This is a genomic window from Paenibacillus pedocola (assembly GCF_031599675.1).
Taxonomy (GTDB): domain Bacteria; phylum Bacillota; class Bacilli; order Paenibacillales; family Paenibacillaceae; genus Paenibacillus_AQ; species Paenibacillus_AQ pedocola.
The window spans coordinates 6,299,217-6,324,550 of record NZ_CP134223.1 but is presented as its reverse complement, the minus strand read 5'-3'; the positions used below and the strand labels follow the sequence as shown (position 1 = coordinate 6,324,550).

26 protein-coding genes are annotated in these 25,334 nt (G+C 48.0%); 17 read left to right on the top strand and 9 right to left on the bottom strand.

Features of this window, described 5'->3' with window-relative positions; all coding sequences use genetic code 11:
* Positions 1-125: 125 nt before the first annotated feature.
* Genes QU597_RS28070 through QU597_RS28060 form a run of 3 tightly spaced genes read left to right on the top strand, consistent with a single transcriptional unit; the run spans position 126 to position 3,738 of the window.
* On the top strand, positions 126-869 hold the full coding sequence (locus QU597_RS28070) for a polyphosphate polymerase domain-containing protein (RefSeq protein ID WP_310830752.1): 744 nt from the start codon (positions 126-128) through the stop codon (positions 867-869).
* Positions 862-1,545, top strand: coding sequence for a DUF4956 domain-containing protein (locus QU597_RS28065; RefSeq protein WP_310830751.1), 684 nt, complete (start codon positions 862-864; stop codon positions 1,543-1,545). Before QU597_RS28070 ends, QU597_RS28065 begins: the two co-directional genes overlap by 8 nt.
* Positions 1,546-1,572: 27 nt before the next feature.
* Complete coding sequence (locus QU597_RS28060) at positions 1,573-3,738, top strand: carbohydrate-binding domain-containing protein (RefSeq protein WP_310830750.1); 2,166 nt, start codon at positions 1,573-1,575, stop codon at positions 3,736-3,738.
* 206 nt (positions 3,739-3,944) lie between these two features.
* Here the strand turns inward: QU597_RS28060 and QU597_RS28055 are convergent, their stop codons facing one another.
* Positions 3,945-4,859, bottom strand: a complete 915-nt coding sequence (locus tag QU597_RS28055) for a phosphatidate cytidylyltransferase (protein ID WP_236336684.1) — start codon at positions 4,857-4,859, stop codon at positions 3,945-3,947.
* Between the two features lie 98 nt (positions 4,860-4,957).
* Here QU597_RS28055 and QU597_RS28050 point away from each other — a divergent pair, with 98 nt between their 5' ends.
* Entirely contained in the window at positions 4,958-5,500 is a 543-nt protein-coding gene (locus QU597_RS28050; protein WP_206102492.1) for a hypothetical protein, read from the top strand.
* A 5-nt stretch (positions 5,501-5,505) separates the two neighbouring features.
* Positions 5,506-5,979, top strand: a complete 474-nt coding sequence (locus tag QU597_RS28045) for a DinB family protein (RefSeq protein ID WP_310830749.1) — start codon at positions 5,506-5,508, stop codon at positions 5,977-5,979.
* 20 nt (positions 5,980-5,999) lie between these two features.
* Here the strand turns inward: QU597_RS28045 and QU597_RS28040 are convergent, their stop codons facing one another.
* On the bottom strand, positions 6,000-6,887 hold the full coding sequence (locus QU597_RS28040; protein ID WP_310830748.1) for a diacylglycerol/lipid kinase family protein: 888 nt from the start codon (positions 6,885-6,887) through the stop codon (positions 6,000-6,002).
* A gap of 27 nt (positions 6,888-6,914) precedes the next feature.
* Complete coding sequence (locus QU597_RS28035; protein ID WP_310830747.1) at positions 6,915-7,874, bottom strand: catalase family peroxidase; 960 nt, start codon at positions 7,872-7,874, stop codon at positions 6,915-6,917.
* Positions 7,875-8,055: 181 nt separating this feature from the next.
* Between QU597_RS28035 and QU597_RS28030 the strand changes: the two genes are divergently transcribed.
* Positions 8,056-9,675: an S-layer homology domain-containing protein gene (locus tag QU597_RS28030; protein ID WP_310830746.1), complete on the top strand. Its 1,620-nt coding sequence runs from the start codon at positions 8,056-8,058 to the stop codon at positions 9,673-9,675.
* A gap of 102 nt (positions 9,676-9,777) precedes the next feature.
* Here QU597_RS28030 and QU597_RS28025 read toward each other — a convergent pair whose 3' ends face one another.
* Together QU597_RS28025 and QU597_RS28020 are read right to left on the bottom strand one after the other, a co-directional pair.
* Positions 9,778-10,824: a C40 family peptidase gene (locus tag QU597_RS28025; protein WP_310830745.1), complete on the bottom strand. Its 1,047-nt coding sequence runs from the start codon at positions 10,822-10,824 to the stop codon at positions 9,778-9,780.
* A gap of 106 nt (positions 10,825-10,930) precedes the next feature.
* The gene (locus QU597_RS28020) at positions 10,931-11,359 is read right to left on the bottom strand and encodes a MarR family winged helix-turn-helix transcriptional regulator (protein WP_310830744.1); all 429 of its coding nucleotides are present in this window, start codon (positions 11,357-11,359) and stop codon (positions 10,931-10,933) included.
* Positions 11,360-11,478: 119 nt separating this feature from the next.
* Between QU597_RS28020 and QU597_RS28015 the strand changes: the two genes are divergently transcribed.
* Positions 11,479-12,066 (top strand): NAD(P)H-dependent oxidoreductase, encoded by a 588-nt coding sequence (locus QU597_RS28015; RefSeq protein WP_310830743.1) that lies wholly within the window; start codon positions 11,479-11,481, stop codon positions 12,064-12,066.
* Positions 12,067-12,118: 52 nt separating this feature from the next.
* Here the strand turns inward: QU597_RS28015 and nudC are convergent, their stop codons facing one another.
* Positions 12,119-12,961 carry an NAD(+) diphosphatase gene (nudC, locus tag QU597_RS28010; RefSeq protein ID WP_310830742.1) on the bottom strand — a complete coding sequence of 281 codons (843 nt, stop codon included), beginning with the start codon at positions 12,959-12,961 and terminating at the stop codon, positions 12,119-12,121.
* Between the two features lie 260 nt (positions 12,962-13,221).
* Between nudC and QU597_RS28005 the strand changes: the two genes are divergently transcribed.
* Positions 13,222-14,088, top strand: coding sequence for an SDR family oxidoreductase (locus tag QU597_RS28005; protein WP_310830741.1), 867 nt, complete (start codon positions 13,222-13,224; stop codon positions 14,086-14,088).
* Between the two features lie 87 nt (positions 14,089-14,175).
* Here QU597_RS28005 and QU597_RS28000 read toward each other — a convergent pair whose 3' ends face one another.
* Together QU597_RS28000 and QU597_RS27995 are read right to left on the bottom strand one after the other, a co-directional pair.
* Entirely contained in the window at positions 14,176-15,456 is a 1,281-nt protein-coding gene (locus tag QU597_RS28000; RefSeq protein ID WP_310830740.1) for a sensor histidine kinase, read from the bottom strand.
* Positions 15,449-16,201 (bottom strand): LytR/AlgR family response regulator transcription factor, encoded by a 753-nt coding sequence (locus QU597_RS27995; RefSeq protein WP_310830739.1) that lies wholly within the window; start codon positions 16,199-16,201, stop codon positions 15,449-15,451. Before QU597_RS27995 ends, QU597_RS28000 begins: the two co-directional genes overlap by 8 nt.
* Before the next feature lie 272 nt (positions 16,202-16,473).
* On the opposite strand from QU597_RS27995, the gene QU597_RS27990 reads away from it, so the two are divergent.
* From QU597_RS27990 to QU597_RS27960, 7 genes are all read left to right on the top strand, one after another.
* Positions 16,474-16,671, top strand: a complete 198-nt coding sequence (locus tag QU597_RS27990; RefSeq protein WP_310830738.1) for a hypothetical protein — start codon at positions 16,474-16,476, stop codon at positions 16,669-16,671.
* Positions 16,672-16,804: 133 nt separating this feature from the next.
* Positions 16,805-18,226 (top strand): radical SAM protein, encoded by a 1,422-nt coding sequence (locus QU597_RS27985; RefSeq protein ID WP_310830737.1) that lies wholly within the window; start codon positions 16,805-16,807, stop codon positions 18,224-18,226.
* The gene (locus QU597_RS27980; RefSeq protein WP_310830736.1) at positions 18,216-19,310 is read left to right on the top strand and encodes a radical SAM protein; all 1,095 of its coding nucleotides are present in this window, start codon (positions 18,216-18,218) and stop codon (positions 19,308-19,310) included. The genes QU597_RS27985 and QU597_RS27980 overlap by 11 nt, the downstream gene beginning before the upstream one ends.
* Complete coding sequence (locus QU597_RS27975; RefSeq protein WP_310830735.1) at positions 19,295-20,209, top strand: ABC transporter ATP-binding protein; 915 nt, start codon at positions 19,295-19,297, stop codon at positions 20,207-20,209. The genes QU597_RS27980 and QU597_RS27975 overlap by 16 nt, the downstream gene beginning before the upstream one ends.
* A gap of 15 nt (positions 20,210-20,224) precedes the next feature.
* The gene (locus tag QU597_RS27970) at positions 20,225-20,830 is read left to right on the top strand and encodes a hypothetical protein (protein WP_310830734.1); all 606 of its coding nucleotides are present in this window, start codon (positions 20,225-20,227) and stop codon (positions 20,828-20,830) included.
* A gap of 1 nt (position 20,831) precedes the next feature.
* Entirely contained in the window at positions 20,832-21,521 is a 690-nt protein-coding gene (locus QU597_RS27965; protein ID WP_310830733.1) for a hypothetical protein, read from the top strand.
* A gap of 3 nt (positions 21,522-21,524) precedes the next feature.
* On the top strand, positions 21,525-22,337 hold the full coding sequence (locus tag QU597_RS27960) for a S41 family peptidase (RefSeq protein ID WP_310830732.1): 813 nt from the start codon (positions 21,525-21,527) through the stop codon (positions 22,335-22,337).
* 188 nt (positions 22,338-22,525) lie between these two features.
* On the opposite strand, the gene QU597_RS27955 is transcribed toward QU597_RS27960, so the two are convergent.
* Entirely contained in the window at positions 22,526-23,620 is a 1,095-nt protein-coding gene (locus QU597_RS27955; protein ID WP_310830731.1) for a UvrB/UvrC motif-containing protein, read from the bottom strand.
* Positions 23,621-23,761: 141 nt separating this feature from the next.
* Between QU597_RS27955 and QU597_RS27950 the strand changes: the two genes are divergently transcribed.
* Together QU597_RS27950 and QU597_RS27945 are read left to right on the top strand one after the other, a co-directional pair.
* Positions 23,762-24,211: a YdeI/OmpD-associated family protein gene (locus QU597_RS27950; RefSeq protein ID WP_310830730.1), complete on the top strand. Its 450-nt coding sequence runs from the start codon at positions 23,762-23,764 to the stop codon at positions 24,209-24,211.
* Positions 24,212-24,421: 210 nt separating this feature from the next.
* On the top strand, positions 24,422-25,228 hold the full coding sequence (locus tag QU597_RS27945) for a MerR family transcriptional regulator (protein ID WP_310830729.1): 807 nt from the start codon (positions 24,422-24,424) through the stop codon (positions 25,226-25,228).
* Positions 25,229-25,334: the final 106 nt, after the last annotated feature.

Genomic DNA, 25,334 nt, shown 5'->3' with positions numbered 1-25,334 from the left:
GCGGGTGTAAATTAATCAACGCAGTGTAAAAAGCATTTAAGATTCATTAAAGGTTCAGCAGCTAAGATACATTCATAAGCAAGCGAGACACGCGAACTACTCAAATGAGAAAGGAACTGATCCCGATGGCTATCGAAGTATTCAACCGATATGAGAACAAATACTTGTTCGATACTACAGCCTACCACCAGCTCTATAATGAACTGCTCGAATACATGGAACCGGACGATTACAACAAACAGCATGAGTTTTATTCCATTACTAATCTGTACTATGACACACCGAGCAATACGCTGATCCGCAACAGCCTGTCCAAGCCGAAATACAAAGAGAAACTCCGCCTCAGAGCTTACGGTGTTCCGAACGGAGACTCCAAGGTCTACCTGGAAATTAAGAAGAAGGTCTTCGGTCTCGTCAACAAAAGAAGAACCCCGCTCAAGCTGAATGAAGCTTACGAGTTTGTCCGCACCGGTATCCCGCCGGAATATAAGGATTACATGAACAAGCAGGTCGTTGAGGAAATCAAGTACTTCCTGAGCTGTTATGACCTTAAGCCGATGGTGTATCTCTCGTACGACCGTAAAGCGCTGTTCTGCAAAAATAACCGTGATCTCAGAATCACCTTTGATACGAATATCAGAAGCCGGCGGTACGATCTCAAGATGGAGCACGGCACGCATGGTGAACTGCTGATGGAGCCGGGCCAATGGCTGATGGAAGTCAAAGCCGAGAAGACGATTCCGGTCTGGCTGTCCAAAATGCTCTCAGAGCATCAAATGTACCGCACCAGCTTCTCCAAATACGGCAATGAATATAAAAAAATGCTGAGAAACAGCAAAGTAGAAAGTGAGAGTGTACTCTATGCTTGATTCCATCTTCGCCGCCGTCTCTGATTCTACGGCGCTAACCTTTGGCAACGCAGTGCTGACTATTCTGATCTCCCTGGCTCTGGGGGCGCTAATCAGCCTGACTTATATGAAGACCAGTCCTTCCGGGTATTCGCAGAGCTTCACCCTCACCATGGTGCTGCTGCCGGTCATTGTAGCCATAATCATCCTCTTAATCGGCAGCAACGTAGCGAGAGCCTTCAGTTTGGCCGGGGCTTTCTCGATTATCCGCTTCCGAAGCGCACCTGGTGATCCTAAGGATATTACCTTTGTCCTGTTCACCATGGCATCGGGCCTTGCCTGCGGCGTTGGCGCTTACGGTTACGCGGTCCTGTTCACCATCATTCTCTGCATTATCATGGTGATCCTGAACCGTACAGGCTTTGGCGTTAGAAAATCGATGCAGAAAACACTAAAGGTTACGATTCCTGAGAATCTGGGCTACGAAGAGGCTTTTGCCGAAGTATTTAACAAATTCAATGTCGCTTATGAGCTGAAAAAGATCAGAACTACCGAGCTTGGCAGCCTGTATGAACTGGTCTACTCCGTTACGCTTAATGAAACTACCAGCCAGAAGGAATTCCTCGATGCCATCCGTACCCGGAACGGCAATCTGGATCTGTCGCTGACCATGAGTCCTACTACCACGGAATACTAAAACGAAGAATGAAGGGATTGATCACATATGAATAAATTTATTATGGCAAGTAAGGCGGGCCTGATTCTGCTGCTGGCAGCGGTCATCTCAGCCTGCAGTGCAACTAACAACGCCTCTACCTCTTCGTCAGCTAGTGCGGCAGCAGTGACTACTTCAGCTGCCACGAGCGGGGCTGCGGCAAATGTACAATTGGCAAGTGTGAAGACGGCGGACCTCGTAACCTTTGACGAAGAGGATACTACTGCAACCTGGAGCGCGGACAGTGCAACAACAATTGCGCTGAATGGAGCTAGTGCGACCGTAACCGGCGCTGGAGCCACAGCCTCCGGCAGCACGGTGACGATCTCAGCCGGCGGGACCTATGTACTGAGCGGAACGCTGAGCGACGGCCAGATTATCGTCGATGTTCAGGATGACAGCAGCGTTCATCTCGTGCTGAACGGGGTAGAGCTTGCGAACAACGACAGCGCACCGGTCTACATTAAAGAAGCAGGCAAAGTGATCATGACGCTGGAGGATGGCACAGAGAACACGGTAACAGACGGAGCGGCCTACGTATTTGCTGATGCCGCGGCCGAGGAGCCGGGCGCAGCAATCTTCAGTAAGGCAGATCTGACGATTAATGGAACGGGCACGCTGAAGGTTACCGGCAATTATAAAGACGGAGTTTCCAGCAAAGACGATCTGAAAATCGTCTCCGGCACCATTGAAGTACAGGCTGCGGATGACGGATTGGTCGGCAAGGATCTGGTAGCTGTACAAGACGGAAATATTACCATCAAGGCGGAAGGTGACGGCATCAAATCGACCAATGATGAAGATGCAGATAAAGGCTTCATTGCCATCGCCGGAGGAACCTTTGATATTACGGCTGTAAACGACGGGATTCAAGGTGAGACTTCCCTCGTGATCGACGGAGGTACGTACAATCTGGTTACAGGCGGCGGCAGTGCCAACGCTGAAGTGAAGACCAATGATGAAGGCGGCTTTGGCGGAATGGGCGGCGGCGGAATGCGCGGCCAGGCTCCGGCATCAGGTGGTGGGACGGATCAGGCTGCACCACCGGAAATGCCGGCAGCTGACGGAGTGGCAGGCGCTACAGCCGAAGCCGAGCCAGGAGCTGCACCTGCTGACAGCAGTGCGAAGGCTTCTACTGAAACAGCAACAGCAACAGACACAGCAACAGACACTGAATCAACAAGCGCAAAAGGTCTTAAAGCCGGAGGTGACATTACGGTTAACAGCGGCAGCTTCACCCTTGATTCAGCAGATGATGCGCTGCACAGCAACAGCAATGTATCTATTACGGATGGAGAATTCGAAATTAAGGCCGGCGATGATGGCGTGCATGCCGACAGCCTGACAGCCATTGCTGGCGGAACCGTCAACATTACGAAGAGTTATGAAGGGATTGAAGGCGGCGACATCACGATCTCCGGCGGCGATACGCATGTGGTAGCCTCCGATGACGGTATTAACGTATCAGGAGGTAATGATGAGAATGCCGCACAAACCACTGGTGAACAGGATCAGTTCAGCAGCTCCGGCAGCAGCCTGCTGACGATCAGCGGTGGTACATTAACAGTCGATTCTACAGGTGACGGACTGGATTCCAACGGTTCGATCACAATGAGCGGCGGAACAGCGATTGTCAATGGACCGACCGGTGACGGCAACGGTGCCTTGGATTACGATGGAACCTTCGAGAATACCGGCGGTTATCTGGTAGTAGCGGGAAGTGCGGGTATGCTTCAGGCTCCATCGGATGCCTCCAGCCAATACTCGATCGCCATGACGTTCACGGATTCGCAGGAGGCCGGACAATTGGTGAATCTGCAGGACAGTGACGGAAACACGATTGCGACCTTTGCTCCTTCGAAGACCTACCGGGCGGTTGTCATCAGCTCGCCGGATCTGAAAGAAGGCGGATCTTACACACTCTCCACCGGCGGAACCTCTACAGGCACAGCAGTGGACGGACTGTACGCAGACGGCGCTTATAGCGGCGGTACCGAAGTGGTATCCTTCGACATCTCTGATAGCGTAACCTGGTTGAATGAATCAGGCGTAACCACTGCCACACAAGGTATGGGTGGCGGCATGGGCGGAGGCCGGGGCGGCTTTGGCGGCGGGGCAAGACCTGACCGCGGAACAGCGGGAGGCACGCCTCCAACCGGCGATGACGTACAATAATTAAGAATAAGAACGAACAAGCTGGCGCGAAATGCGCCAGCTTGTTCGTTCTTGTTGAGCGGGAAACGGGCGAGATGAACGGTATAAATACCGTTGAATCCGCCGAAAGCGGGCAACGGGGCGAAATGAACGGTATAAATACCGTTGAATCCGCCGAAAGCAGGCAACGGTAACCCAAGAGACGCCCCGCTGTTCACCGTTCAGATTTACATGAAATCGAAAAAGTAGCGGATCACGTGGAAGAAGATCGGCGAGGTATATGCCAGGCTGTCGACCCGGCTCAGATAGCTTTTTTGGAGTGCAGCAAACTTGTCATCGTCACCGATCAGCAGGTCACGCTTCAGGACGGAGACGGTTAAGCTGCCGAAGTAGCCGCTCAGGCTGATCAGCATCCCTGACAGCAATCCGAACAGCGGAGTGAGCGGTGTCAGGTAAGGATAGATCAGATACGACACGGCGGTCGTTGCCACAAATCCGCAGATAAAGCCTTCCCAGGTGAGATTCGGATTGGCGGTCGGGACCACCTTGCGTTTGCCGAAATAGAGCGACGCCAGATAGTGAACCACATCATTCAGCTGGGTGAGCACCACCAGAAACAGGACCAGTCCTGCTCCATATTCCGGGGTGGCAAACTGGAAATAGGCCAGATGGCTAAGCCCGAACACCATCAGCATCATCCCCCACTGGGTGGAGCTGACGCTGCGCAGAAATCCGAGTGTTCCTTTGTTAAGGAGCCGGGGGAGCGGCAGGAGCAGGAAGACATAAACCGGAATAAAGACGATAAACATCCCGTACCACTCGATATAAATCCAGTAGAACTGCAACGGGATAGCCAGATAAGCCCACAGGAACAGCCTGCGGTCGGCTTTTCGCGTGCGGATCATAGAGAAGTATTCTTTAAGCGCGAAGAAGCAGAGCACCATCAGCGAGAGCAGGGAAACTACGGAATTGAAGAGGGTGGCCAGGCAGAAAATAAACAGCATGCCCCACCAGGTTTTGATGCGGAAGCCGATGCCTGTATAGTCCTTGTCCTTCTGAAGTCTGCTCACGGCCAGATAGATCAGATGGACGGCCGATAGGCCGGCAAAAATAAGGAGTAGCGTGAATAAGGAGCTGTTCACCAGCAATCACCAGCCTGTTGCAGGATAGGATTCCATTAAAGGAATCATATGTTATTATGGAGGAAAACTCCGAACATGATAAGGGGAAAATTTGTAAAATGACAGGTGATCAATCGGTCTTTATTTTGCTTACGAATACAGGAACACTGTTTACCAGGCTCATTCAGGGCTACACGAAGGCTCCATATAACCATGCCTCAATCTCATTTACCCGTGATCTGTCAGAGATGTACAGCTTCGGGAGAAAGCATCCCAGCAATCCCCTGAACGGGGGCTTTGTGAAGGAGGATATTCAGACAGGCACCTACAGCAAATATCCGAATACGACCTGCGTCATCTACAAGCTTCAAGTCACGGAGCGTGAAGTGGAGAAAATGAAGCGGGTCCTGCATATTTTTATCCGCAGCCAGCAGAAGTACCTGTACAACATTCTCGGTGTAATCGGCATCGCGCTGAAAGAGCCGGTTGAATTCAGCAACTCTTACTTTTGCTCGCAATTTGTTGCGGAAATACTGGACCGTTCCGGAATTAAGCTATGGAATAAGCTGCCTGCGCTAGTGACGCCGGATGATTTCCGCCAGAGCGGACGGCTGGAATTAATCTACCAGGGGAAATTAAGTGAATATAAGCCGGAGGAGTGAGAACCATGGTTCATGCCAAAGAAGTGCTGGTCAATCAATTGCTCGCGGGTGCCAATGATCCCAGCTGGCACCTGCCGTTCATGCAGGCGGTTCAGGGGATTACGGAAGAGGAGGCCTTTTGGAAGCCGGGAGATGACAGTAACAGTATTGCCGAGCTGACGCAGCATTTGCGGTATTGGAATGAAACCTGGCAGATCCGGTATACCGAAGGCCGTGTGGATGCGGTGCCGCCGATCGGGGACAACAACGCCAGCTTTATCCTGCCGGAGAACTCCTCTTACAGTGAGTTGAGCACGGCTCTGCTGGAGGTGCTGCTGCGATGGCAGACCATCCTTGCGGAAGACAGCCTGGAAGCACAGGTGACCGGCTTCCCTGAGCCGGCCCGGTGGTGGGAGATCATCAGCAATGCAGCAACGCATAATGCTTATCATATCGGTCAGATCGTCTATATCCGCAAACTGCTGAAACACTTAGCCTGAATACATGGCAAGCTGGAGGATCATGGCTCCGGTACGATGACCTCGATATAACGGGGAAGGAGGCTGAGCCGGATCGGCAGCGCCGGCCCTTCTTCACCATCAACATTGGTCCGCATAATGTCGGTCGATTCAACAGTTACGCTGCGGGCCGTAAAGTAAATCACATCCTTATGATTATTAAGATTGCCGAGCAGGAGAGAGAGGCTGACGGTCAAGGTACTCAGGATCGTGAGGTCTTTGAGGATAAAGCAGTGGATCAGGCCGTCGTCAACGGCGGCACCGGGTGCCAGCCGCTCAAAGCCGCCGACTGAATTCGTCAACGCGGCAATAAACAGCGGAGAGTCCCCTTCCCATACCTCACCGTCATGGGTAATGCTCAGGTGATGAGCGGTATTGCCTGTCAGCTCTTTAATCCCCTCCTTGAAATAAGCCAGTGCCCCCAGCTTCGACTTATCCTCTGAGGTTACGGAAGAGACCGATTCAGCAATGGCCCCTGCGGCTACGACATTGATGAATAAGCGGTCATTTAACCGGCCGGCATCTACTTCGCGGGTGCTGGAGGAGGCGAGCGCCTTAATGGCTTCCTCCGGAGCCAGGGGAAGTCCGATGGCCCGGGCGAAGTCATTAACCGTTCCAAGCGGGATAATCCCCAGCTTCGGGCGGTGCGGCTGGCCGCCCAGTCCGTTGATCACCTCGTGCAGTGTACCATCCCCGCCGATCGAAACTACCAGTTCATAGCCTTCCTCACACGCCGCGATGCAGAATGTGGTAGCATCGCCTGCCTTTTGCGTCTCATTAACGGTAATTTCGTACCCCTGCGCAGTCAGAATCTCTTCCACCATAGTGATATATGCGAGTCCCTCTTCTTTGCCGGAAGTAGGATTGATAATAATCATTGCTTGTTCCATCGGTAACCTCGTCCTCTCGTGCTCAGGTTAGTGTTCTTCGCGCCGCCTGCGGAAGGATTCCCCATAGGCGCTGTGTCGGAAATGAAGGATAGGATCATCAGACAAGGCTATACCTGCGGGAACCTCTGCCGGGTCCATCAGCAGCCCGTCGGGCTCGTCTATAATTTCTGTAAGGTGCAGGCTCCCGATATCGATTCGTCTCCGGTCATCGGGCCAGGCATGGGTCGGATCATTAGTGGGGTCATCCTCCTCACCGAAAATAACGGCGAGCTGAAACACAGGGGACTCATCCTGCAGGCGCAGCTCCAGCTCATCCTCCAGATAATGGTCCGGCTGCTGCGAGGCGTCTTCCAGGGACAAGGAACGAACGCCGGTAACCGGCGTCCATTCGAATTTCACCGGCTGCTTGTTTCCCTCAGCATCCACGAAGAAGTAAGTATGAATACAGTAATAATGAGATTCGGCATAGCTGGCCGGCGGCTGCAGCTTTTTGAGGGCAAGGAAGCTCGCCTTACTCTCGGTGAAGTGGGCCGAAATCTCCTTAATCAGCTCCAGCGGGCCCAGATTGCCTGCGCGTGCCCGGTGTACGGAACGCACGATGTCAACAAAGGATTCAGGGGTGCGGGCGAAAAAAACCGGCAGCGTCACCCCGATCAGATTCGTAATGCTGCCATCCGGCAAGCTGAACTGTACCGCTATCCCTTTGGCCGGGGAGAGGAGATCGGCCAGTGCCGGATCGGTAGAGCTGCCGGAGAAACGGACAACCGCCTCTACCTCCTGCTCCTGAAGATGTGCGGCAGTAGTGAAAGGGGCGGCGAGTCCATTCGGGCGGAAGACTGCGCGGCAGCAGATACCCTTGGCATGCGCACGGCGGTAGCCGGGATGGACGCCGGACAAATCTTCAATAGCATCTACTGCCTGCGCGGTGAGGCCGGAACCGCCCGCAGCAGGGGGAGTTCCGCCATTTGAACCGGAATCCTTCATCATAGAATGACCTCCTCAAAGTTTTGCTCTATCCACATTCATAACCACGCGGGTTTTTAATTAAACGCCTGATTGCCCGGGAATCTGTCACTATTCATTTTGCTTCCAGTATTTTTGCGATGATAATAGACTCTGTCTCTGGTATACTTTCGGCAAATTGATACCGGGGAGGCGTCTCAAATCCGTGAAGAGTAGACTAGGGAGATTGGCAGCCGGGGCAGCCGCTGTGTTGTGCGCAGCCGGACTGTTTATTCAGGATGCACAGCCAACGTCCGCTGAGGACACGCTGCCATTTGACGATATAGCAGCCAGCTATGCCAGGAATGAGATCATAGACTTGTATAACCGGAAGATATTAACCGGCATCTCGGAGACCAGCTTCTCGCCGGAGGGTAAGGTGACGAGAGCGGAGTTCATTACGATGCTGGGCCGACTGCTGAAGCTTGAGCCTGTGACAAGTCCTGTATCTCCGTATACAGACGTCGCGAAGGGCGCATGGCATTACGGCTGGATACAGGCAGCGGTTCAGCTGGGCCTGGCGGGCGGCACCTCGGCTTCTACCTTTGCACCCGCGAATCCGGTAACGCGCCAGGAAGCGGCCGTCTGGTTAACCAAAGCGTTCAAGCAAACGGGGAGCACAGCGGGCGGGGCAACGGTGTTTACCGACGCAAGCACCATCGCTGCCTGGGCAGACAGTTCCGTGGAAGCTGTAAACCGCTTAGGCTTGATGAAAGGCGACGGAACAGGCGCTTTCCGCCCGGCCGCCCCGATTACAAGGCAGGAAACGGCGGTGCTCCTGTACCGGGTGCTGCAGCAGGAGAAATGGACGGCAGAGCTAGCGGGTGCAAAGGACCCGCAAATTGTGCTTGGATGGCAGTATGGCCAGACAGTCGCGGAGTATGAGAGTAATATTCTGCGGTCGAATGTGAATACCTTATCTCCGCGCTGGTATTTTGTAGGGAGTACGGGTGTAGTCCCGGATTCCACGGCGGCTTCACTGGTAACCTGGGCGAAGAAGAACGGCAAGCAGGTGTGGCCGCTGGTCGGCAACCGGTTTGATCAGGCGGCGACACATCAGATGCTGTCCAATACAGCAGCGAGGAATACGGCGGTTAATCAACTGGCGGGATTAGTCAGTACATACGGCCTGGATGGGCTGAATATTGATTTTGAGAATGTGGCAGCGGCAGACAGGCCTTCGCTGACCGCCTTCATTACACAGCTGGCCGGGAGGCTGCATGCGCTCGGCGCAGTGCTGTCGATGGATGTGTCGCCCGATCTCGGGACAGACTGGACCGAGGCTTTTGATTATGCGGCACTTGGCAGGCAGGCTGATTATCTGGTGATGATGGGATATGACGAGCACTATAGCGGAAGTATGAGTCCCGGCTCTAACGCTTCGCTGCCCTATGTTCAGCACGCGGTAAGCACACTGCTGAAATCTGTATCCGCCGAAAAGGTGATTTTGGCAATGCCCCTATACACCCGTGACTGGACGCTCAAGCAGAACGGCATCACTCCGTCATCCGCTGAACTATCGCTTACTCAGCAGAACCAGCTTTTGGGCAGCTATTCACTGCACCCTATATGGAACAGCACGCTGGGGCAATATGTGGCCAGCTATACCAGGCAGTCGCTGAAGCATACCCTCTGGCTGGAGGACGGGCGGTCCCTTACGGCAAAATACAATCTGGCGGTGAAGCAGAAGTTAGCCGGAATTGCCTATTGGCATATAGGCGGGGAGAGTCCTGATATTTGGACCAGCATAAGCAATGCGGAGAAATTCGCCGGTTATTCCTTTTGAAGAGTATTGCATACTGCACTTATAAAGACATGGCCAAATAACCCCTCAAAGCGTGATGCCGGTTTCCCGGCCGCACCTTCTGAGGGGCTCTTTGTATGATCACTATAGAATTCTGCGGGCGGTCACAAAGCGGTCCTTCCACTGGCCGTCAAAGGCTTCCATATGAACATTAAGCTTAGAGGAATAGGTATGCAGAATCTGATTGTTCCCGGCATAGATGGCTACATGGCCAATGTCGAGGCCGCGTGCGCTGAAGAACAGTAGGTCTCCGGGACGCAGCTCATCGAGCCCAACCTCCTTGCCTTCCTTGGCCTGATCATAGGAGACACGGGGCAATTCGATGGACAAAATATCCCCGAATACACGTTTTACAAAAGAAGAACAGTCGAAAGTATCTGTCTGATCGGGAGAAGCCCCAAATTCATACGGGGTACCGTAAAAGGTCTTGCCATAGGCGATTAAGGCCTTCGCTTGCTTATCTGCAAGAGAGGTGCTGGTGTAGTCGGTAAATTTCGGCTTCGCCGAGATGTATCCGGTCTGATTGTCCTCGGTCGTTACTTTCAACCAGAGGGCATCGGCAACGCTGACCACATGCACCTTTGTACCTGCTGAGAGCATTTCTGTACTAACAGGCTCACTTCCGGCATCCGGCAAGCTGCGCAGATTTACGTCGCGGAGGATCGAGGTCTCATAAATGATCGCGGATGTGATCTGCACGGATTGGGTGCTTGGGACCCAATCTACGATATTTCCCAAGGCCTCACTGACGAAGCGCAGCGGGATCATTGCAGAACCGCCCGTGATCTGGCCGGGAACAGCCACATCGATGCTCTGCCCGTTCAAGGCGGCAGTCAAGGCCCCCATCTCATAAGTAAGCGTGGTGCCATCTTTGGTTGCAGTAACTGTCTTGTCCGTATTGTTCCAGCTCAGCTCGCCCCCCTGCGCTTCAAACAGCCCGCGCATCGGCACGAGTACGGTTCCGCCCTCGTTCAGCGGCGGGACCTCCATGTGAAGTTGCTTGCCGTCCAGATAGACGGATATGGCCCCGGATGCTGCCTGCTCCTGCGGCAGGGGATCTGCATAGGCAGCTCCACAGCCGCATAGGGATAGGATTAGCAGTGAGAGAATTACGGTATTGCGTTTCATCATGTGTTCATCACCTTGCTGATAGAATTAGTTCTATACAGTTGAACTCCGGCAAGGCGGATTGGTTTTGTGGTAAATGATGGCAGTCCATAGCCTGATTAAATAGCGGTCAATAAAATACTTTTTCCTGCAGCAGATCAAGCGCCCGGCTGATCTCTTGGCGTTCGGCTTCGCTCAGATGTCCGGTGCGCTCGGCGAACCGGATCCCGATGTGCCGGAACGCTTCGTTCATCATGTCTTGACCTGCAGCGGACAGCGTGATGCCCTGCTTGCGCCGGTCCCCGGGATCGGTCAGCCGCTCACACAGCTGCTTCTCCGTTAGTTTCTTCAGCTCGCGGCTCGTATTAGGCATAGACATATGCATGCAATCGCTGATTTCGCTCAGTGTCACCGGCTGGCTTACCGCAATATATTCGAGAATTTTATACTGCAAAGGCGTTAGCGCCTCGGATTTCACATCTTTAGATATTTCGCTGGTTATTTGATGGACGGCGGTGGTGAAGGTCACGAATTTCTGAAATAAAGTATTGTTGTCCATAGGATCACCTCTAGAGGAAACCATAGCAAAATAATTATCATAAAACAATTATCATTTGACAACTAAATTCATGGTGTGCTACCCTTTGGTTATCAAATGATAAGTAAAGGGGTGCCGATATGAACACACTGGTTATCTATACTCATCCGAATCATCAGAGCCTCAGCTATGCTTTTTTGCAAGAAGTGCTGCGGGGCAGCCGGGAAAATGCTGAAGTTACAGAAATTAAAGTGCTGGATTTATATGAGGAGGGCTTTGATCCGGTGCTGGTGTTTAATGAACAGAAACGCCGCAGGGATATGCACAGCGATCCGAGGCTGGCTGTGTACAGGGAGCAGCTGATCTGGGCTGACCGGATTGTACTGGTCTATCCGATCTGGTGGGGCAGGCCTCCTGCAATGCTCCTGGGGTACATTGATCAGATGTTTGCTTCAGGGTTCGCTTACAAGGATAAGGGCGGGATACTGCCGGAGGGGCTGCTGAAGGGGAAATCTGTAGTGTGTATCTCCGTCATGAAGGGACCGGCGCATTATCCGCTGCTGTGGCTGGGTAATGCGCACAAGATCCTGATGCGCAAAGCATTGTTCAACTATGTCGGAATCCGCAAGGTGAAGTTTTTTGAGTTCGGAAGCATGGAGAGTCCGCGTGGCAAGCATGAACGCAAGCTTCAGCAGGTATACCGCTATTTCAAGACGGTGAGCGGCTAAGCCGCTGCAGCAGAAGCGTTGCGGATAGGCCGGCGGTGTCCCCTGCGGAAGGTCAGGAATATTGCTCCACGTACCAGTCAATGATTTTGCGGGCTATACTGACGTGTGGCGGAATATTCGGCAGCTTGTCCGGCGTGAACCAGGCGGCATGGTCCAGCTCTACCCCGTCTACGGCAATTTCACCGCTCTCATATTCGGCCAGGAAGCCGACCATCAGCGAATGGGGGAAGGGCCACTGCTGGCTGCCGAAATAAGTGATATTCTTGACCTTGATGCCCACTTCTTCGCTGATTTCACGCTGCACGCAGTCTTCCAGCGTCTCGCCCGGCTCGACGAAGCCGGCAATCAGCCCGTACATATTATTCTGGAAATGCGGGGCATGGGCGAGCAGAATCTGGCCGTCCTTCAGGATCGCGGTTATCACTGCCGGTGCGATCCGCGGATAACTGACCTGTCCGCATGCCGGGCAGACCCGGGCATGCTCTGCTCCGGAGAGGACGGTTGCTGCGCCGCACTTGCCGCAGAACTGATGGGTCTCATCCCAGGCCAGCAGCTGCAGGGCCCTTCCCGCCAGATGGAATACATCCTCATCGAGCACATCATACAAGGTGCGCAGAGGATGGAAGGCCATACCGGCAGGTTCAGGCATATCTGACGGAACCTCTGCCGCGAAGCAGGGTGTGCCGGCGAACAGGCCAAGATAGAGTGTCCGGATGGGGGCTGCCGCAAGCTGATCCGGCGATTCCAGCTGCGGGATATCTGCTTGTTCGGAAGCTTCCGTTACCAGCAGCTTGCCGGAATGGGTGATGAACCAATAGGCAGATCCGCTGTATTCCGGGTCTGGATTAACGGATGGAAGATAACGCTGATAAACAGATGCTCTTGGTTTAGGCATAATAAAAGAACCTTTCTGAGTAACGGGAATGGTATTCGTATGCTGTTAAGAATAGCACTATGCGGGAAGGCTAACAAATAAATGGACTGACGGCGGGCTCCCCAGGCTGTGGGCGGGGCCGCTTTTTGCGTCACGAAAAACAAAGGATTTGACAACCGGCCAACTTGTAACTACAATAGTTACAGGAAGCGCGAATCCTTGAATACAACACGAAATGCACAGCAACACAAATAAATAGTTCTTAAATGGAGGAAATTGAGATGAAGATCGGATTAACAGGTGCAACCGGACAATTTGGCTCTATCGTGGCAGAAGCTTTGCTGAAATCTGTACCAGCCGGCAGTCTTGTGGCCAGTGTAAGAAACCCGGAGAAGGCGGATAGCCTGCGGGCCCGCGGTGTTGACGTCCGCCACGGCGATTTCGATCAGCCGGAGACTTTGGATGCGGCGTTTGCCGGTGTGGAGCGCCTGCTGATTGTCTCGGCAGACGGCGACAATGATACACGTATCCGCCAGCATAAGGCGGCTGTAGACGCTGCAGTTCGTGCAGGCGTAGGTTTTATCGTCTATACCAGCGTTGGGCATGCCGATTCCAGCTCGCTGTTCCTTGCTCCTGTACACCGTGCAACCGAACAGTTCATTCGTGAATCCGGCATTCCGTACTCCTTCCTGCGCAACAACTGGTATTTGGAGAATGAGGCCGGCTCGATTCAGGCTGCTGCAGCTGGAGCTCCTTGGCTGACATCCGCAGGAGAAGGCAAGGTTGGCTGGGCAACCCGCCGTGATTATGCAGAGGCTGCGGCCGCTGTTCTCGCCGCTGAAGGCCATCAGAATTCGGTCTACGAATTATCCGGTAAACCGGCTACCCAAGGGGAACTGGCGGCGGTTGTCGGCAGCGTGCTCGGTAAGGAAGTACCCGTGCAGCAGGTGGATGATGCTACATATTCCAGTGTGATGGCTGGGGCGGGTGTACCGGAAGCGGTACTGCCGATAGTAGTAGCTATCCAGGCAGCAATCCGTGAAGGGGCACTGGACATCGAGAGCAGCGATCTGGAGAAGCTGCTGCAGCGTCCGCTTACGCCGCTTAGCGAGGGTGTAAGTGCAATCCTGAACGGTGCCAAGGCTTAAGTCATCCTAAAGCATCTGGTACACCAGTGCAGGTTTTGCAGTAAAGTAAAAGAGAAGGCGGCTCTGTATACAGGGCCGCCTTCTCTTTTAGGCGATTTTGGAGAAAGGTAAGACAGCAATGATATCGAAGGTGGATTCATTTTTCAAGACGCTCATACTTCCTCCGTATTTATCGGTTACATTTCTAATGTTGTCTAAGCCATAACCGCGTGTTTTGCAGTCATACCTGCCGGAATCGGATTCAGCATGAGGGACTTCATATGGATTGATAACTTGTATAATCAGAAAGTTTTTCTTAGAGTGAATATTGATCTCGATCCACTTCGGCGTCTGTCCAATCCCCTCCACAGCTTCTATTGCGTTGTCCAGAATATTTCCCATGAGAATACATAGATCATACCGCTCAATGCTGATGTTATTCGGAACAGCATGAATTTGATGGGTAACCTCAATCCTCTTTTGTTTAGCAGTATTTAGGGTATAACCCACAAGTGCATCAATGATTATGTTTCCGGTATTTACAAGATGATATGAATTATGAACTCTTCGAAGAATTTGGTTTATATGTATAACAGCATCTTGCGACAAATCTTCAACAATACATTTTTCAATGTATATTAACTGCTTGTTGATATCGTGAATTACACTCTGGATGCTCTTAAATGTATTTGTCATGTGTTTTAAATTGTTATCTTGAGCTATAAATTGTTCATTTAGCTGGTTGTTTATTTTAGACAGTTTAGTGGCTTTGGCAGCCAACTCAAAATAATAAATGATAAATAGGCAAGTGCATGATATTGCCATCGCAGCAAGAAGATATAGCGTGTTGTGCTTGTTGTTAATGAACAGATAAGCTGTGATAAATATATTACTGACAAGAATTAGGATGAAGGCGAAGCATTGCAATTTAGACAAACCGGGTGTAGGTTCTTTTTTTATTGATGAGCTAAAAGTTATAAGGAGAAATAAAAATACCAATGACAGTAAGATAATTAAAAAATGGGATTCATCGTTTGATACATTCAGATGTGTGAATTTTAAAAGCAGAAAAAAAAGGCAGCTTGAACCAATGTGTGTTATGGCTACCAGTGATACGTATCTGAATGAATAGTACATGATCCGGGCAGCTCCATCTCTATAAACAACGGCAAATAGCAAGGTTCCGGAAACGGTCAGACAGGCGTGAACAATAATGGGCAGAATGAGTGAATTTGATAGGGTATACAGAATGCTTCCCATAGACAGGCAAAATAATCGAATGAATGTGTTATTCCTTAGCGTTTGAAAATATATTGAAAAGTAACGTTTGGCTATAAAAATAGAAAACAAAGAAGCCCCCATATACCATATTGAAAGTTCTTTAAACATTGCTTTTTAGACCCGTAACCAAATTTCGTGCCAATGCTTCTTTAACGAGCTTGGATTTAGAACGGCTGAGGGGGAACTGAGAATCATTGATCATGATAACCGATGATGCTGTCAATTTACGGAGATGATCCAGATTAATAAGTACTGAACGATGAACCTGCAGAAACGGAAATTCCAGCTTTGAATAAATCTCCGATAATATTCCTTTGGAAGTATAGTATTCCTCCGACGTAGTAATAATCTCCATATAGTCCCGCCCAACCACCTTCTTGCTTTTCTGTATGGCTACAATCTCCGAATATCTAAAGAAAAAGTCCTCTCCTTCAATTTTAATAGATAAATATTTTTTGGACTGAGAATACAGGTGATTTAACAATTTGATCATTTTGGATTCAAAAAACTCATAAGGGACCGGCTTTATTAAATACTGAAAGGGTTGGGTGTCCAGGCTATCCAGTATATAAGCAGGGTAATTTGTCAGGAAGACAATTTGCACATCAAAGTCCGGGAAATTTCGTATTTCTTGGGCTAAGTCAATTCCATTAATATCAGGCATTTCTATATCAAGCATTAAAATCTGAAATGTTGAGGGCGTTTGCTCTTTATATTTTCGGAGGAGTTGCTCTCCAGACGTGAAGTAATGAATTTGTATGTCAAATGAAGAGCAAACAGCTAGTCTTGCAAACATTTTTTGTAACCGGGCGATCTCATTAATATCATCATCACACACTGCAATGTTAATCAAATTTTAACCCTCCCTGCAAATGAATGCGCAAAAAACAGACAATAAACAGTATACAATAACATCCTATATTTTTACATAAATTATATTATAGAATTTAATAATTAACATCTATTCCATTAAACGTTAAAACCCAAAAAAATTAAAACAATATACCACTCGGACTCTAATTTTTGCAGTTCGGACGCCCATTGTTTTTTTGACAGGTATTGGAATTATAATGGAGCTGCTCATTAAAAAAGAGCTAAATCACAATAGGGAGAGGAGGGAAAAGGATGCGTGAGATTGGAACAGAAGAAAGTTTGGCTGGTTGCGTAGCTTGTTATGCTTGTGTCGCTTGTATAGCTTGCTTGGCTTGCTTGGCATGTATTATTCCAATTCTGGGACAAGCCGCCACAGCAGCAGCTACACTGGAAATTGCCGGTTCAACTACAAGTGCCGGGGCAGTCGGTATCAATGTAGCTAGCAGCTAGGACATACTTAAACGTAATCTTTATATCCATAATGAGCGGTAGCTAATGAGGGAAGTAATTTGGTTTACTTCCCTTAGTGCAATTATTCACAAGCACTTGATTTCAAATTTTTGTTTCATAGGGAGTGTATTAAATGAAAGGTTTATTTTTAGAGAGTAATGCAGGGAATAAGTACTTTTATGATGACACAACAGGCATTATTAATCCAATTACAGGTGACTCGTGGACTAAAGAAGAGCATTTCGATAAATACAGCTCAATAATACCTGTTCGGCAGAGTCTAAGATCATACCCTGTAGACGCCCAGCAGGTTCAAGATTATTTATTTCGGCATGCTAACGGTTTCAGACAATTAATACTGGAAAGCACCTCCAGTTGTAATCTGAGATGCAAATATTGCATATACTCAGACCACTATCAATACACGAAAGGATATGAAAACGCTCAGCTTACCTTTGAGGTAGGCAAAAAAGCGATAGATTTTTACTTTGAAAATTTCAAGATTATTCAGTATAGAAATCCAAATAGGAAGCCTGTTATAGGCTTTTACGGCGGGGAACCGTTAATTAATATCAAAACCATAATGGAAATTGTTGATTATACCAAGCGTACTTATACGCAATATGGAGAAGTATTATTTAATGTAACGACGAATGGCGTACTTTTCGATAAGGATGTACAGAAATTTCTGGTCGATAACGGATTTTCCATCATTGTCAGTTTAGACGGCAATAAAGAGAACCACGACAGAAACAGAGTGAAGCTGAACGGTAAAGGCAGTTTTGACGAAGTAATCGCCAATATCCGTGAATTTAAAAGAAATTATAAGGATTATTCGAAATTTGGAATAAGTGCCTGTTATGACTTGAAGAGCAATCTCTTTGACTATGAGCAGTTCCTGGATGAGGAAGATCTGTTCATGGTTAAGCTTGCGCGGGTAGAGGCGGTTAATTCTACGTATTATCAGCAGTTCTCTCACTGTGATCTGAATGAATTCGACGAGATGATGGCAGGCTTGCAGACCAAATTCTATAAGTTAGCTAGTGAAAATAAGATCAAGAAGGACTCATTTCTGTATGCTCTGATCGGAATAAATTATTCTGAACTGGCATTTCATTCGGTTATTAACGAAAGACGCACAGAGTGCCTTCCATTTACATCAACTTGTGTTCCCGGAGAAAAAATATACGTGACCGCAGACGGGAAAATACATATGTGCGAAAAAATTAATGAGAAGCATTGGATCGGCAATGTGGATGACGGCTTGGATTACGGGAAAATCACGTCCATCGTCAATGAATACAACAAGAACATCTGTGATCATTGCGAGGATTGCAACTTTACCCGATTCTGCAGCATGTGCTTTGTACAGTGTGCGACGGATAAAGGCTTTGTAAAGTCAGCTTCCTTGTGTTCAAACATTGAACGTTCTGTTAGGGAGAGGCTGACCAGTTTCTTGAACATTCTGGAAGAGAGACCGGATATTTTTGAAGATATAACGGTTGACTATTTCAATACAATCTATGAGAAGGGTGGAGAAAGAATTGAACTATAAATACTTTAATCTATACCCTGAATGTTATTTGGAAGTAGGAGAGAAGAACTCGGTCATACACAATCTATTGCAAGAAAGAATGGTAATGCTTGATGAAGAGAACACCCAGTTATTGTTGAGATGCGAACGCAATGAAAAGGTAAGCACCGATGAGAAGCTGGTTAAGGATTTAAGCAGTATGGGCTGGGGGTTTTTTTCGGATACCAAAATATTTATAGATAAGCTCAGAACGGTAAATGTTTTTAATCAGAAGAAGTTTTGGAAAGATACCCCCGTAATCAGCTCCGCGATATTACAACTGACTAATCAGTGTAATCTGGACTGCAGTTTTTGTAGTAGCGCTTTTTGCCCAATGTGTATAAAATTAGAAAATAATACCAACAGCTTGAGGGAAGATGATTGGTATAAACTCATTGACGAGCTTAGCTTTTTTGGCGTAACAAATTTGGTGTTAACGGGTGGGGAACCGGCTGTTTTCCCTCATCTGGTTGACATCGTTAACTATGGATTGAACCAACAGCTCAATGTCACAATAAGTACCAATGGCCTGATAAAAATTGATGCACTGCCGCTGGAGACCAATGTATATATTAATTTATTTAATCCAGGGGATCTTAAACAAGTCATGAACAATTATGATCCATATGACAATGTGACTATTGCATTAATAGACATCGATTTTTTGCCGCTTGCTATCAAGCAATCATGGCGGACTGTGAGAACCTCGGTTCAGAATCCGGTAATTAGAGAGAGCTCGATTATTAAAACAGGGATGAATAAATTTTTTATTAAGAAAATGAATGACTGGTGCTTAAGCGGCAGAATAACCATTTGTCATAATGGCGATGTCATAAGCTGTCTGGGCAAACGGGATGAGGTGATCGGGAATGTAAACAGAATGGGCATTTCAAGCATATTAAAGATACTTGTAGAAGAGTATTGGAATAAGCCTGTTTATACCAAGGACAAATCCGGCAAGTGTATCCGGTGTGAGTTTAAATACGCATGTAATGCATGTAATAAGGTCAATATCGAAAAAAGCTGTGAGTATAACTTGGAGGCTGGACTATGGAAGTCAAATTAATAGATGTTACAAAAAGGATAGGCGAACAAGAGATTATCAACAAAATTAATCTCCACATAACCAAGGGGTCTGTCTTTTCTATTGTGGGGCCAAATGGTGCCGGGAAAACAACAATTATCAGAATGATTTTGAATCTGTATAATACCACCGAAGGTAAAATTCTGGTAAATAATGTTGATGTGTCTTCTAAGGAATATACTCCAGTCAGAAATAAAATAGGCTTCCTATTGGACAATATCGGCCTTTTTAAAGACCTGAATTGTTGGGATAACCTCGAATTCTTTGATCGTATTTATTACCCTTCAGCCAAATATCCGGAAAGATCGGAAAGAATAGGACGGCTGCTAAAAAAGGTTGACTTGTTTGATAAAAGATCAGATAGAATCACCTTTTTTTCCAGGGGGATGAAACAAAGACTGGCTATTGCCCGTGCACTCATCAATGAACCGGAATTATTAATTTTGGACGAACCCAGCAGAGGATTAGATGTAGAAGGCAGAATGCTCCTAAAGGAGTTTATCCAAGAGCTTACAGGTAAGGGATGTACGATTATTTTCAATTCCCATGACCTTAACGAATTACAGGAGGTGTGCACACATGTGGCATTTCTCAAAAAGGGCAGTATTCTTCATATGAATACATACAACGAACTGGAGAAAGCTTATTCAGACAACACCTATGTTCTAAAGTCGGAAGACAACAATCAGCTGATAAACAAACTAAAGGACCAGCCCTTTGTGCTATCCTGCAAAATAATCGAGGAGGGAGTGTTTGTTCAACTAAAGGACGAGACAAATCATTTGTCCAGGTGGATTGTAAGCGATAATGTGGAGATTCTGGAGATGAAGAAAGTGAACAATGATTTGAAGCATTTGTACAATAAAATTATTAATGAGTAATTGGTATGGAGGCCTATGAGCATTTATAAAACTATATTTTGGCGTGAAATTAAAAAGGATAAATTAAGGACGAGATCCAATCTGGTTTCTTTATTGTTTATTATTCTTGGGAACTACGTTTTAATCAGGTATAAAAGTTCTTTTCAAAATTATGATGTTTATTTGCTGCTGGCCATATATTTTGTTTTTCAGATGGAAATGATCATTTCGGATATGAATCAGAGCATAGAGTCCTTACTGGCATTGCCTATAAATGTGGAAAATGTCTGGCTTGGCAAAACGGTATATTTAATGTGTAAGTGTATTGTAGTTTCAGGCATCAATATTATGACTCTTCATGTAGCTGACGTATCCTTTAATATGAATTTCTTAGAGATTGCCTGCTTATTGGCCTGGGTTTTTGCATATCACCTGATGTTATATAAACTGATATGGCGGATTGGTAAAAAATATAAATTTACTGTGTTATTGCTTGATTACCTTGTTTACTACCTGATCCTAAACCTGGACAAAAAAGAGTTCGTAATTGCAGTGCTCGTAAGTTTTCTATTGATAATCGTAATGAACTTTGTTCTTAGAAGAGATATAAGGAAAGAAAGAATCGTGAGAAGGAGCCTGTAATATGAGAGCGTTAATGTGGAAGAAATATAACGAATTCCAAAAAAGCAAAATCAGAATGCTCGTATTCATTATCCTGCCGGCGGCTTACTTTTTCTTATTGTTAATGTTGAATATAAAAACAGAAAATATAATCGCATTTTATTCCCTGAGCGTAATCCTCCTGCAGACATTCGTATTTTTCTCCATTGAAGAACTTGTATCCACTGAAGTCATACTGGCGACTAATACATCAATAAAAAAAATATGGTTGGTAAACCTTTTATACACTGCAGTAATTGGTTTTATATATTCAAACATTATCTTGTGGCTGGCTGTTCTTAGCGGACCCTTCCTATTCGGTATAGACTTCAATATAACCACTCAGGCAATGCTGCAAAATGTCCTAAATATAGTAATTGGTGCCTCAATCATTGGGTTTTCTACAATTCATTATTCAGATTACTCCAAATTCAAGCAGGTTTTGGCATCTGTGGCAGGCTTATTGATTTATGCCAATCCTTTTTTGTTTTTGTTTTATTACGGAAAAGAGATACATGTTTCTCTGCAGCTCACAGGCTTGTCGTTTGTCCTGGCCCTATTCGCTTTATGGTTTTCTTACTGGATCGTTAATAATCCGAACAAAGAGAATTTAATAATCAACACACAGAAGCTGCTTAAGACATTTGAGGAAAGTAACACAATAGAGGAATGAGGAATGCTCACACTCAGACCGCATCGCTATATTCCCAAACGGCTAGTCAAAATGCTTGTCGAGGTATATGAAGAAAAAGAATTAAACTTAGCAATGGAGGATGCTTATAAAGATAAAAAGCATACTCTGCTGAACAAACGAAAGGTTTCTCATCTGGATTTTCAGGAGTTTGTGAGCAGTACTACAGATTCAGTTTATACTCAATTTAATTATTTTTACCCGGGTAAATCATTTGTGAAGAGGAAAAAAATTGATTCAGTAAAGTCTGATATCAAGCTGCATGATATTTTGTACATTTCTTTTACTAACTTTAATGATGAGTCGGCTATTAATATTGAAGGTTTATTACATAAGTACCAGCATATGACTTATTTGATCCTGGATCTCAGAAATAACAGCGGCGGCAAATTAGAGGCTTGTCTGAAAATCGCCAGACAACTGCTTCCCATATGCGACATGCTGCTCTTGAATTATAAGGAGAAGCAAGTAATACACCGGAAAATTAATAGTGAGGGCTATAGCTTTAAAAAAATATTTATACTTGTAAATCATCGTACAGCAAGCTGTAGTGAAATATTGACGTTGATGCTTGTCCAGAAACTGCAAAATGTATATCTGATCGGAGAGGGAACGGTCAAAAAGACGGTGACCCTGCATTCCATAACCAATATCAAACATCACTATCAGTTCTCAATAACGGATGCAAGATGGTATGTGGATGACTATGATGTACACCTATTTCAGAACAAAATCATTCCTGTAGAAAGAGACGGATATATGAATCAGATCTTGAAAATTATAGAAGGAGATGATTGAAATGATACATATGTGCCGGAATTGCGGTGTCAAGCTGATAGAATGTACAGCGACAAATACGGTTGGGCAATTTTCTGCTATCAAAAAGCAGAACAGAGTATTTGCAGCCAAAAAAACCAGTGAACTTGCCCCCTACGTCTGTTCAACCTGTGGCTTGACGGAGTGGTACGTTAAGGAGCCGTCCATCTTTAAAGAGTAGATATAGAATTTTCCAGAAGCCTGTGAACAGCTTCCTCCAGTAAGGGCTCCGGCTTCCCGCCAAGCCATTCCTGCGGAACAATCAGATAGCTGCCGGAGCTGCTCTTCAGATAGCTGAAGATAATCTGGGCTTCATCAATGGTATGGCGGCTGATCTCTCCGGCCAGCTCAGAGGATGCAGCAGCGAAATGCCCGGTGACCGCCGCGAGTACCGTGCGGTGCAGCTGTTCCATATCCGGCTGGCTTATATCCAGCTTGGTGCGGAAGAGAATCCTTGCGCCTTTGATCAGGATCAGTTTAAGGGTATGCTCGTCCACCGGCTCCAGTAACGCAATATTTTTGTTCTCTCCGGTGAACCGGGAGACCTGCTCCTTCTGAAGCAGTGCCTGGACTGCTCCTGCATAATCGCGGTATTTGGCGGCCGCCTCGAAATCAAACCGCTCCGCCGCCTCGTCCATTCGCTGTTCCAGGTCGTTAAGTATCCCTCGGTCACTTCCGTCCAGAAGAGCGATAATCCGGTCTATGATTATATTATAGGTATCCAGTGCTTCGCCGCCGCCGCACATTCCGATACAGAGGCCAAGCGAGTGGTTGAGGCAGAGCGAATGCCCGGTGTTCGGGCTGCTGCAGAGAATCCGCTGGCTTTCTTTGATCCCCTGTACCGCCCGCTCGACGGTGCTCCTGCTCGTATAGGGCCCGAAATGCAGATGTTGTCCGGGAGGGCCGGGATCATAGCCCACTTCAATCTGGCGGCGCCCGGTCCTATCTGCGCGGATGGAGATGTAGCTGTAGGCCAGCGGATTTTTCATTTTTTTATTGTACATCGGCTTGATTTCTTTGATGAGCTGGCATTCCAGCATGAAGGCTTCAAATTCCGTATCGGTCAGCCTGTATTCAAGGTCTCTGATATTGCGGACAAGCTGAACCACTTTCGGGGAGTGGCCTTTGTTATTGTAAAAATAGGACTGCACCCGTTTCCGCAGCTGCTTCGCCTTGCCGACATAAATGATGTGGCCGAGGCTGTCCTTCATCAGATAGACACCCGGCGTTAAGGGGAGGCTTTGCACTTTTTCGGTTAGATTCATAGGGAGTCACCTCCGCGCATAGCGTTCATTGATATATTTAAGTATATACGAGAGCTGCACCTGCAGGCGACTGGAAAAGTACAAGGCTTCGTTCTACAATGGGAGTACTAATAGAGTGGCATCCTGACAGGGGGTAGACCGATGAAATTCCGGACAACTGTAATACTTGGCGGCAAGACGGCAACGGGGATACCGGTTCCGGCAGAGGTTGTGGCCAGCCTGGGCACAAGCAAGAAGCCGGCGGTCAAGGTAACGATTGGCGGCTATACATATCCCAGCACGGTGGCTGTTATGGGCGGACAGTTTCTCATTCCGCTTAGTGCGGAGCACCGCAAGGGCGCCGGCGTTAGCGCCGGAGAGGAAATTGAGGTAGAGCTTGTACTCGATAACGAGCCCAGGGAAGTGGCAGTACCGCCTGATTTTGCGGAGGCGCTGGACAGGGAACCTGCGGCCCGGAGCTTTTTCGACGGGTTGTCCTACAGCAATAAGCGGCGGTTCGTGCTGTCCATTGAAGAGGCTAAGACTGCCGAAACGCGGCAGCGGCGCATCAGCAAGGCAGTTCTGAATCTGAGCGAGGGACGCTCCCAATAGAATCGTTCTCCACAAAATCGTTTTCGATAATAACCTTTAGCAGAGCGGTCCTCCGGGGCCGCTTTTTGCGTTGGCCGGGTGCCGGATAGCGGCCGGGTTCAGGCCCCGGTGCTGCTGCCATGTGACAAAGACCACAAAAGCCCCGGCCGGAACCCCGTATCATTATGGATATGAAATCCATGAGTTTCGCCAGAGCTGGGGGGCTTTTATATGAAATATTCTATCGGGGAGTTCGCATCGATTCTTGGAATCACAGCGGATACACTGCGGCTGTATGAGAAACATGATATTGTCAGGCCGATGAAGGATCATCATAACAATTATCGTTACTTCGATGATTTGGATGCCCGGAATCTGCTGTCGAGCCGCTGGTACCGCAGTATGCAGATTCCGCTGCAGGATGTGGCGGAGCTGATCAACGAGGCGCCGGCGGAGCGGGTAGTGGAATCTATCGCCGCCGCACAGCTGCAATTAGAAGCAGAGATCCGGCGGAGCACGATGCTGCTGGACAAAATCAATGACATCCATAAGGAGCTTATGGCCATCGGCGAATCCTTCTACAAGTGCCGGGTTAAGCAGATGCCGGGTATGTACCGGATCCGGCAGACGAACAAAAATCATCTGCTGCAGAAGGATTGTCTCAAAAGAACCGTACAAGCCTGGATGGAGCTGCTGCCGTTCACCTTCTATTCCTTCCGCACCCGGAACACGGCCGGAATCAGCAGCGACGGGGAGTTTGATTACAGCTGGGGCCTGGCCCTGCTTGAAGAGGATCAGGAGCAGCTTGGGGTGTGCCTGAACGACAGCGTGGAGTATCTTCCGCCCTGCACCTGTATCTCCGCGGTTATCGTCGCTTCTGATGAAGAATATATCGAACAGAAGGTCTTCCAGTTTATGCTCGATTACGCCGAGGAACAGTGTTATACGGTTACTGGCGATATATTCGGCAAGATTCTTTTTACGGAACGCGTTAAAGGGGAGAACAAATCTTATCTGGAGATCAACATTCCTGTCTAAACAAACCCGGACTGTATCTTCCAGAAGGACTTTGAGAAAAAATTCACAACTATTTCATTGACCTTGGTGCTGCACCAAGGTTTACACTCGGTGGCATATAGGCGGC

Coding starts and splice junctions, on each gene's coding strand:
- QU597_RS28070 (WP_310830752.1), top strand. CDS start 126: ATGGCTATCGAAGTATTCAACCGATATGAGAACAAATACTTGTTCGAT.
- QU597_RS28065 (WP_310830751.1), top strand. CDS start 862: ATGCTTGATTCCATCTTCGCCGCCGTCTCTGATTCTACGGCGCTAACC.
- QU597_RS28060 (WP_310830750.1), top strand. CDS start 1,573: ATGAATAAATTTATTATGGCAAGTAAGGCGGGCCTGATTCTGCTGCTG.
- QU597_RS28050 (WP_206102492.1), top strand. CDS start 4,958: ATGACAGGTGATCAATCGGTCTTTATTTTGCTTACGAATACAGGAACA.
- QU597_RS28045 (WP_310830749.1), top strand. CDS start 5,506: ATGGTTCATGCCAAAGAAGTGCTGGTCAATCAATTGCTCGCGGGTGCC.
- QU597_RS28040 (WP_310830748.1), bottom strand. CDS start 6,887: ATGGAACAAGCAATGATTATTATCAATCCTACTTCCGGCAAAGAAGAG.
- QU597_RS28035 (WP_310830747.1), bottom strand. CDS start 7,874: ATGATGAAGGATTCCGGTTCAAATGGCGGAACTCCCCCTGCTGCGGGC.
- QU597_RS28025 (WP_310830745.1), bottom strand. CDS start 10,824: ATGATGAAACGCAATACCGTAATTCTCTCACTGCTAATCCTATCCCTA.
- QU597_RS28020 (WP_310830744.1), bottom strand. CDS start 11,359: ATGGACAACAATACTTTATTTCAGAAATTCGTGACCTTCACCACCGCC.
- QU597_RS28015 (WP_310830743.1), top strand. CDS start 11,479: ATGAACACACTGGTTATCTATACTCATCCGAATCATCAGAGCCTCAGC.
- nudC (WP_310830742.1), bottom strand. CDS start 12,961: ATGCCTAAACCAAGAGCATCTGTTTATCAGCGTTATCTTCCATCCGTT.
- QU597_RS28005 (WP_310830741.1), top strand. CDS start 13,222: ATGAAGATCGGATTAACAGGTGCAACCGGACAATTTGGCTCTATCGTG.
- QU597_RS28000 (WP_310830740.1), bottom strand. CDS start 15,456: ATGTTTAAAGAACTTTCAATATGGTATATGGGGGCTTCTTTGTTTTCT.
- QU597_RS27990 (WP_310830738.1), top strand. CDS start 16,474: ATGCGTGAGATTGGAACAGAAGAAAGTTTGGCTGGTTGCGTAGCTTGT.
- QU597_RS27985 (WP_310830737.1), top strand. CDS start 16,805: ATGAAAGGTTTATTTTTAGAGAGTAATGCAGGGAATAAGTACTTTTAT.
- QU597_RS27975 (WP_310830735.1), top strand. CDS start 19,295: ATGGAAGTCAAATTAATAGATGTTACAAAAAGGATAGGCGAACAAGAG.
- QU597_RS27970 (WP_310830734.1), top strand. CDS start 20,225: ATGAGCATTTATAAAACTATATTTTGGCGTGAAATTAAAAAGGATAAA.
- QU597_RS27965 (WP_310830733.1), top strand. CDS start 20,832: ATGAGAGCGTTAATGTGGAAGAAATATAACGAATTCCAAAAAAGCAAA.
- QU597_RS27960 (WP_310830732.1), top strand. CDS start 21,525: ATGCTCACACTCAGACCGCATCGCTATATTCCCAAACGGCTAGTCAAA.
- QU597_RS27955 (WP_310830731.1), bottom strand. CDS start 23,620: ATGAATCTAACCGAAAAAGTGCAAAGCCTCCCCTTAACGCCGGGTGTC.
- QU597_RS27950 (WP_310830730.1), top strand. CDS start 23,762: ATGAAATTCCGGACAACTGTAATACTTGGCGGCAAGACGGCAACGGGG.
- QU597_RS27945 (WP_310830729.1), top strand. CDS start 24,422: ATGAAATATTCTATCGGGGAGTTCGCATCGATTCTTGGAATCACAGCG.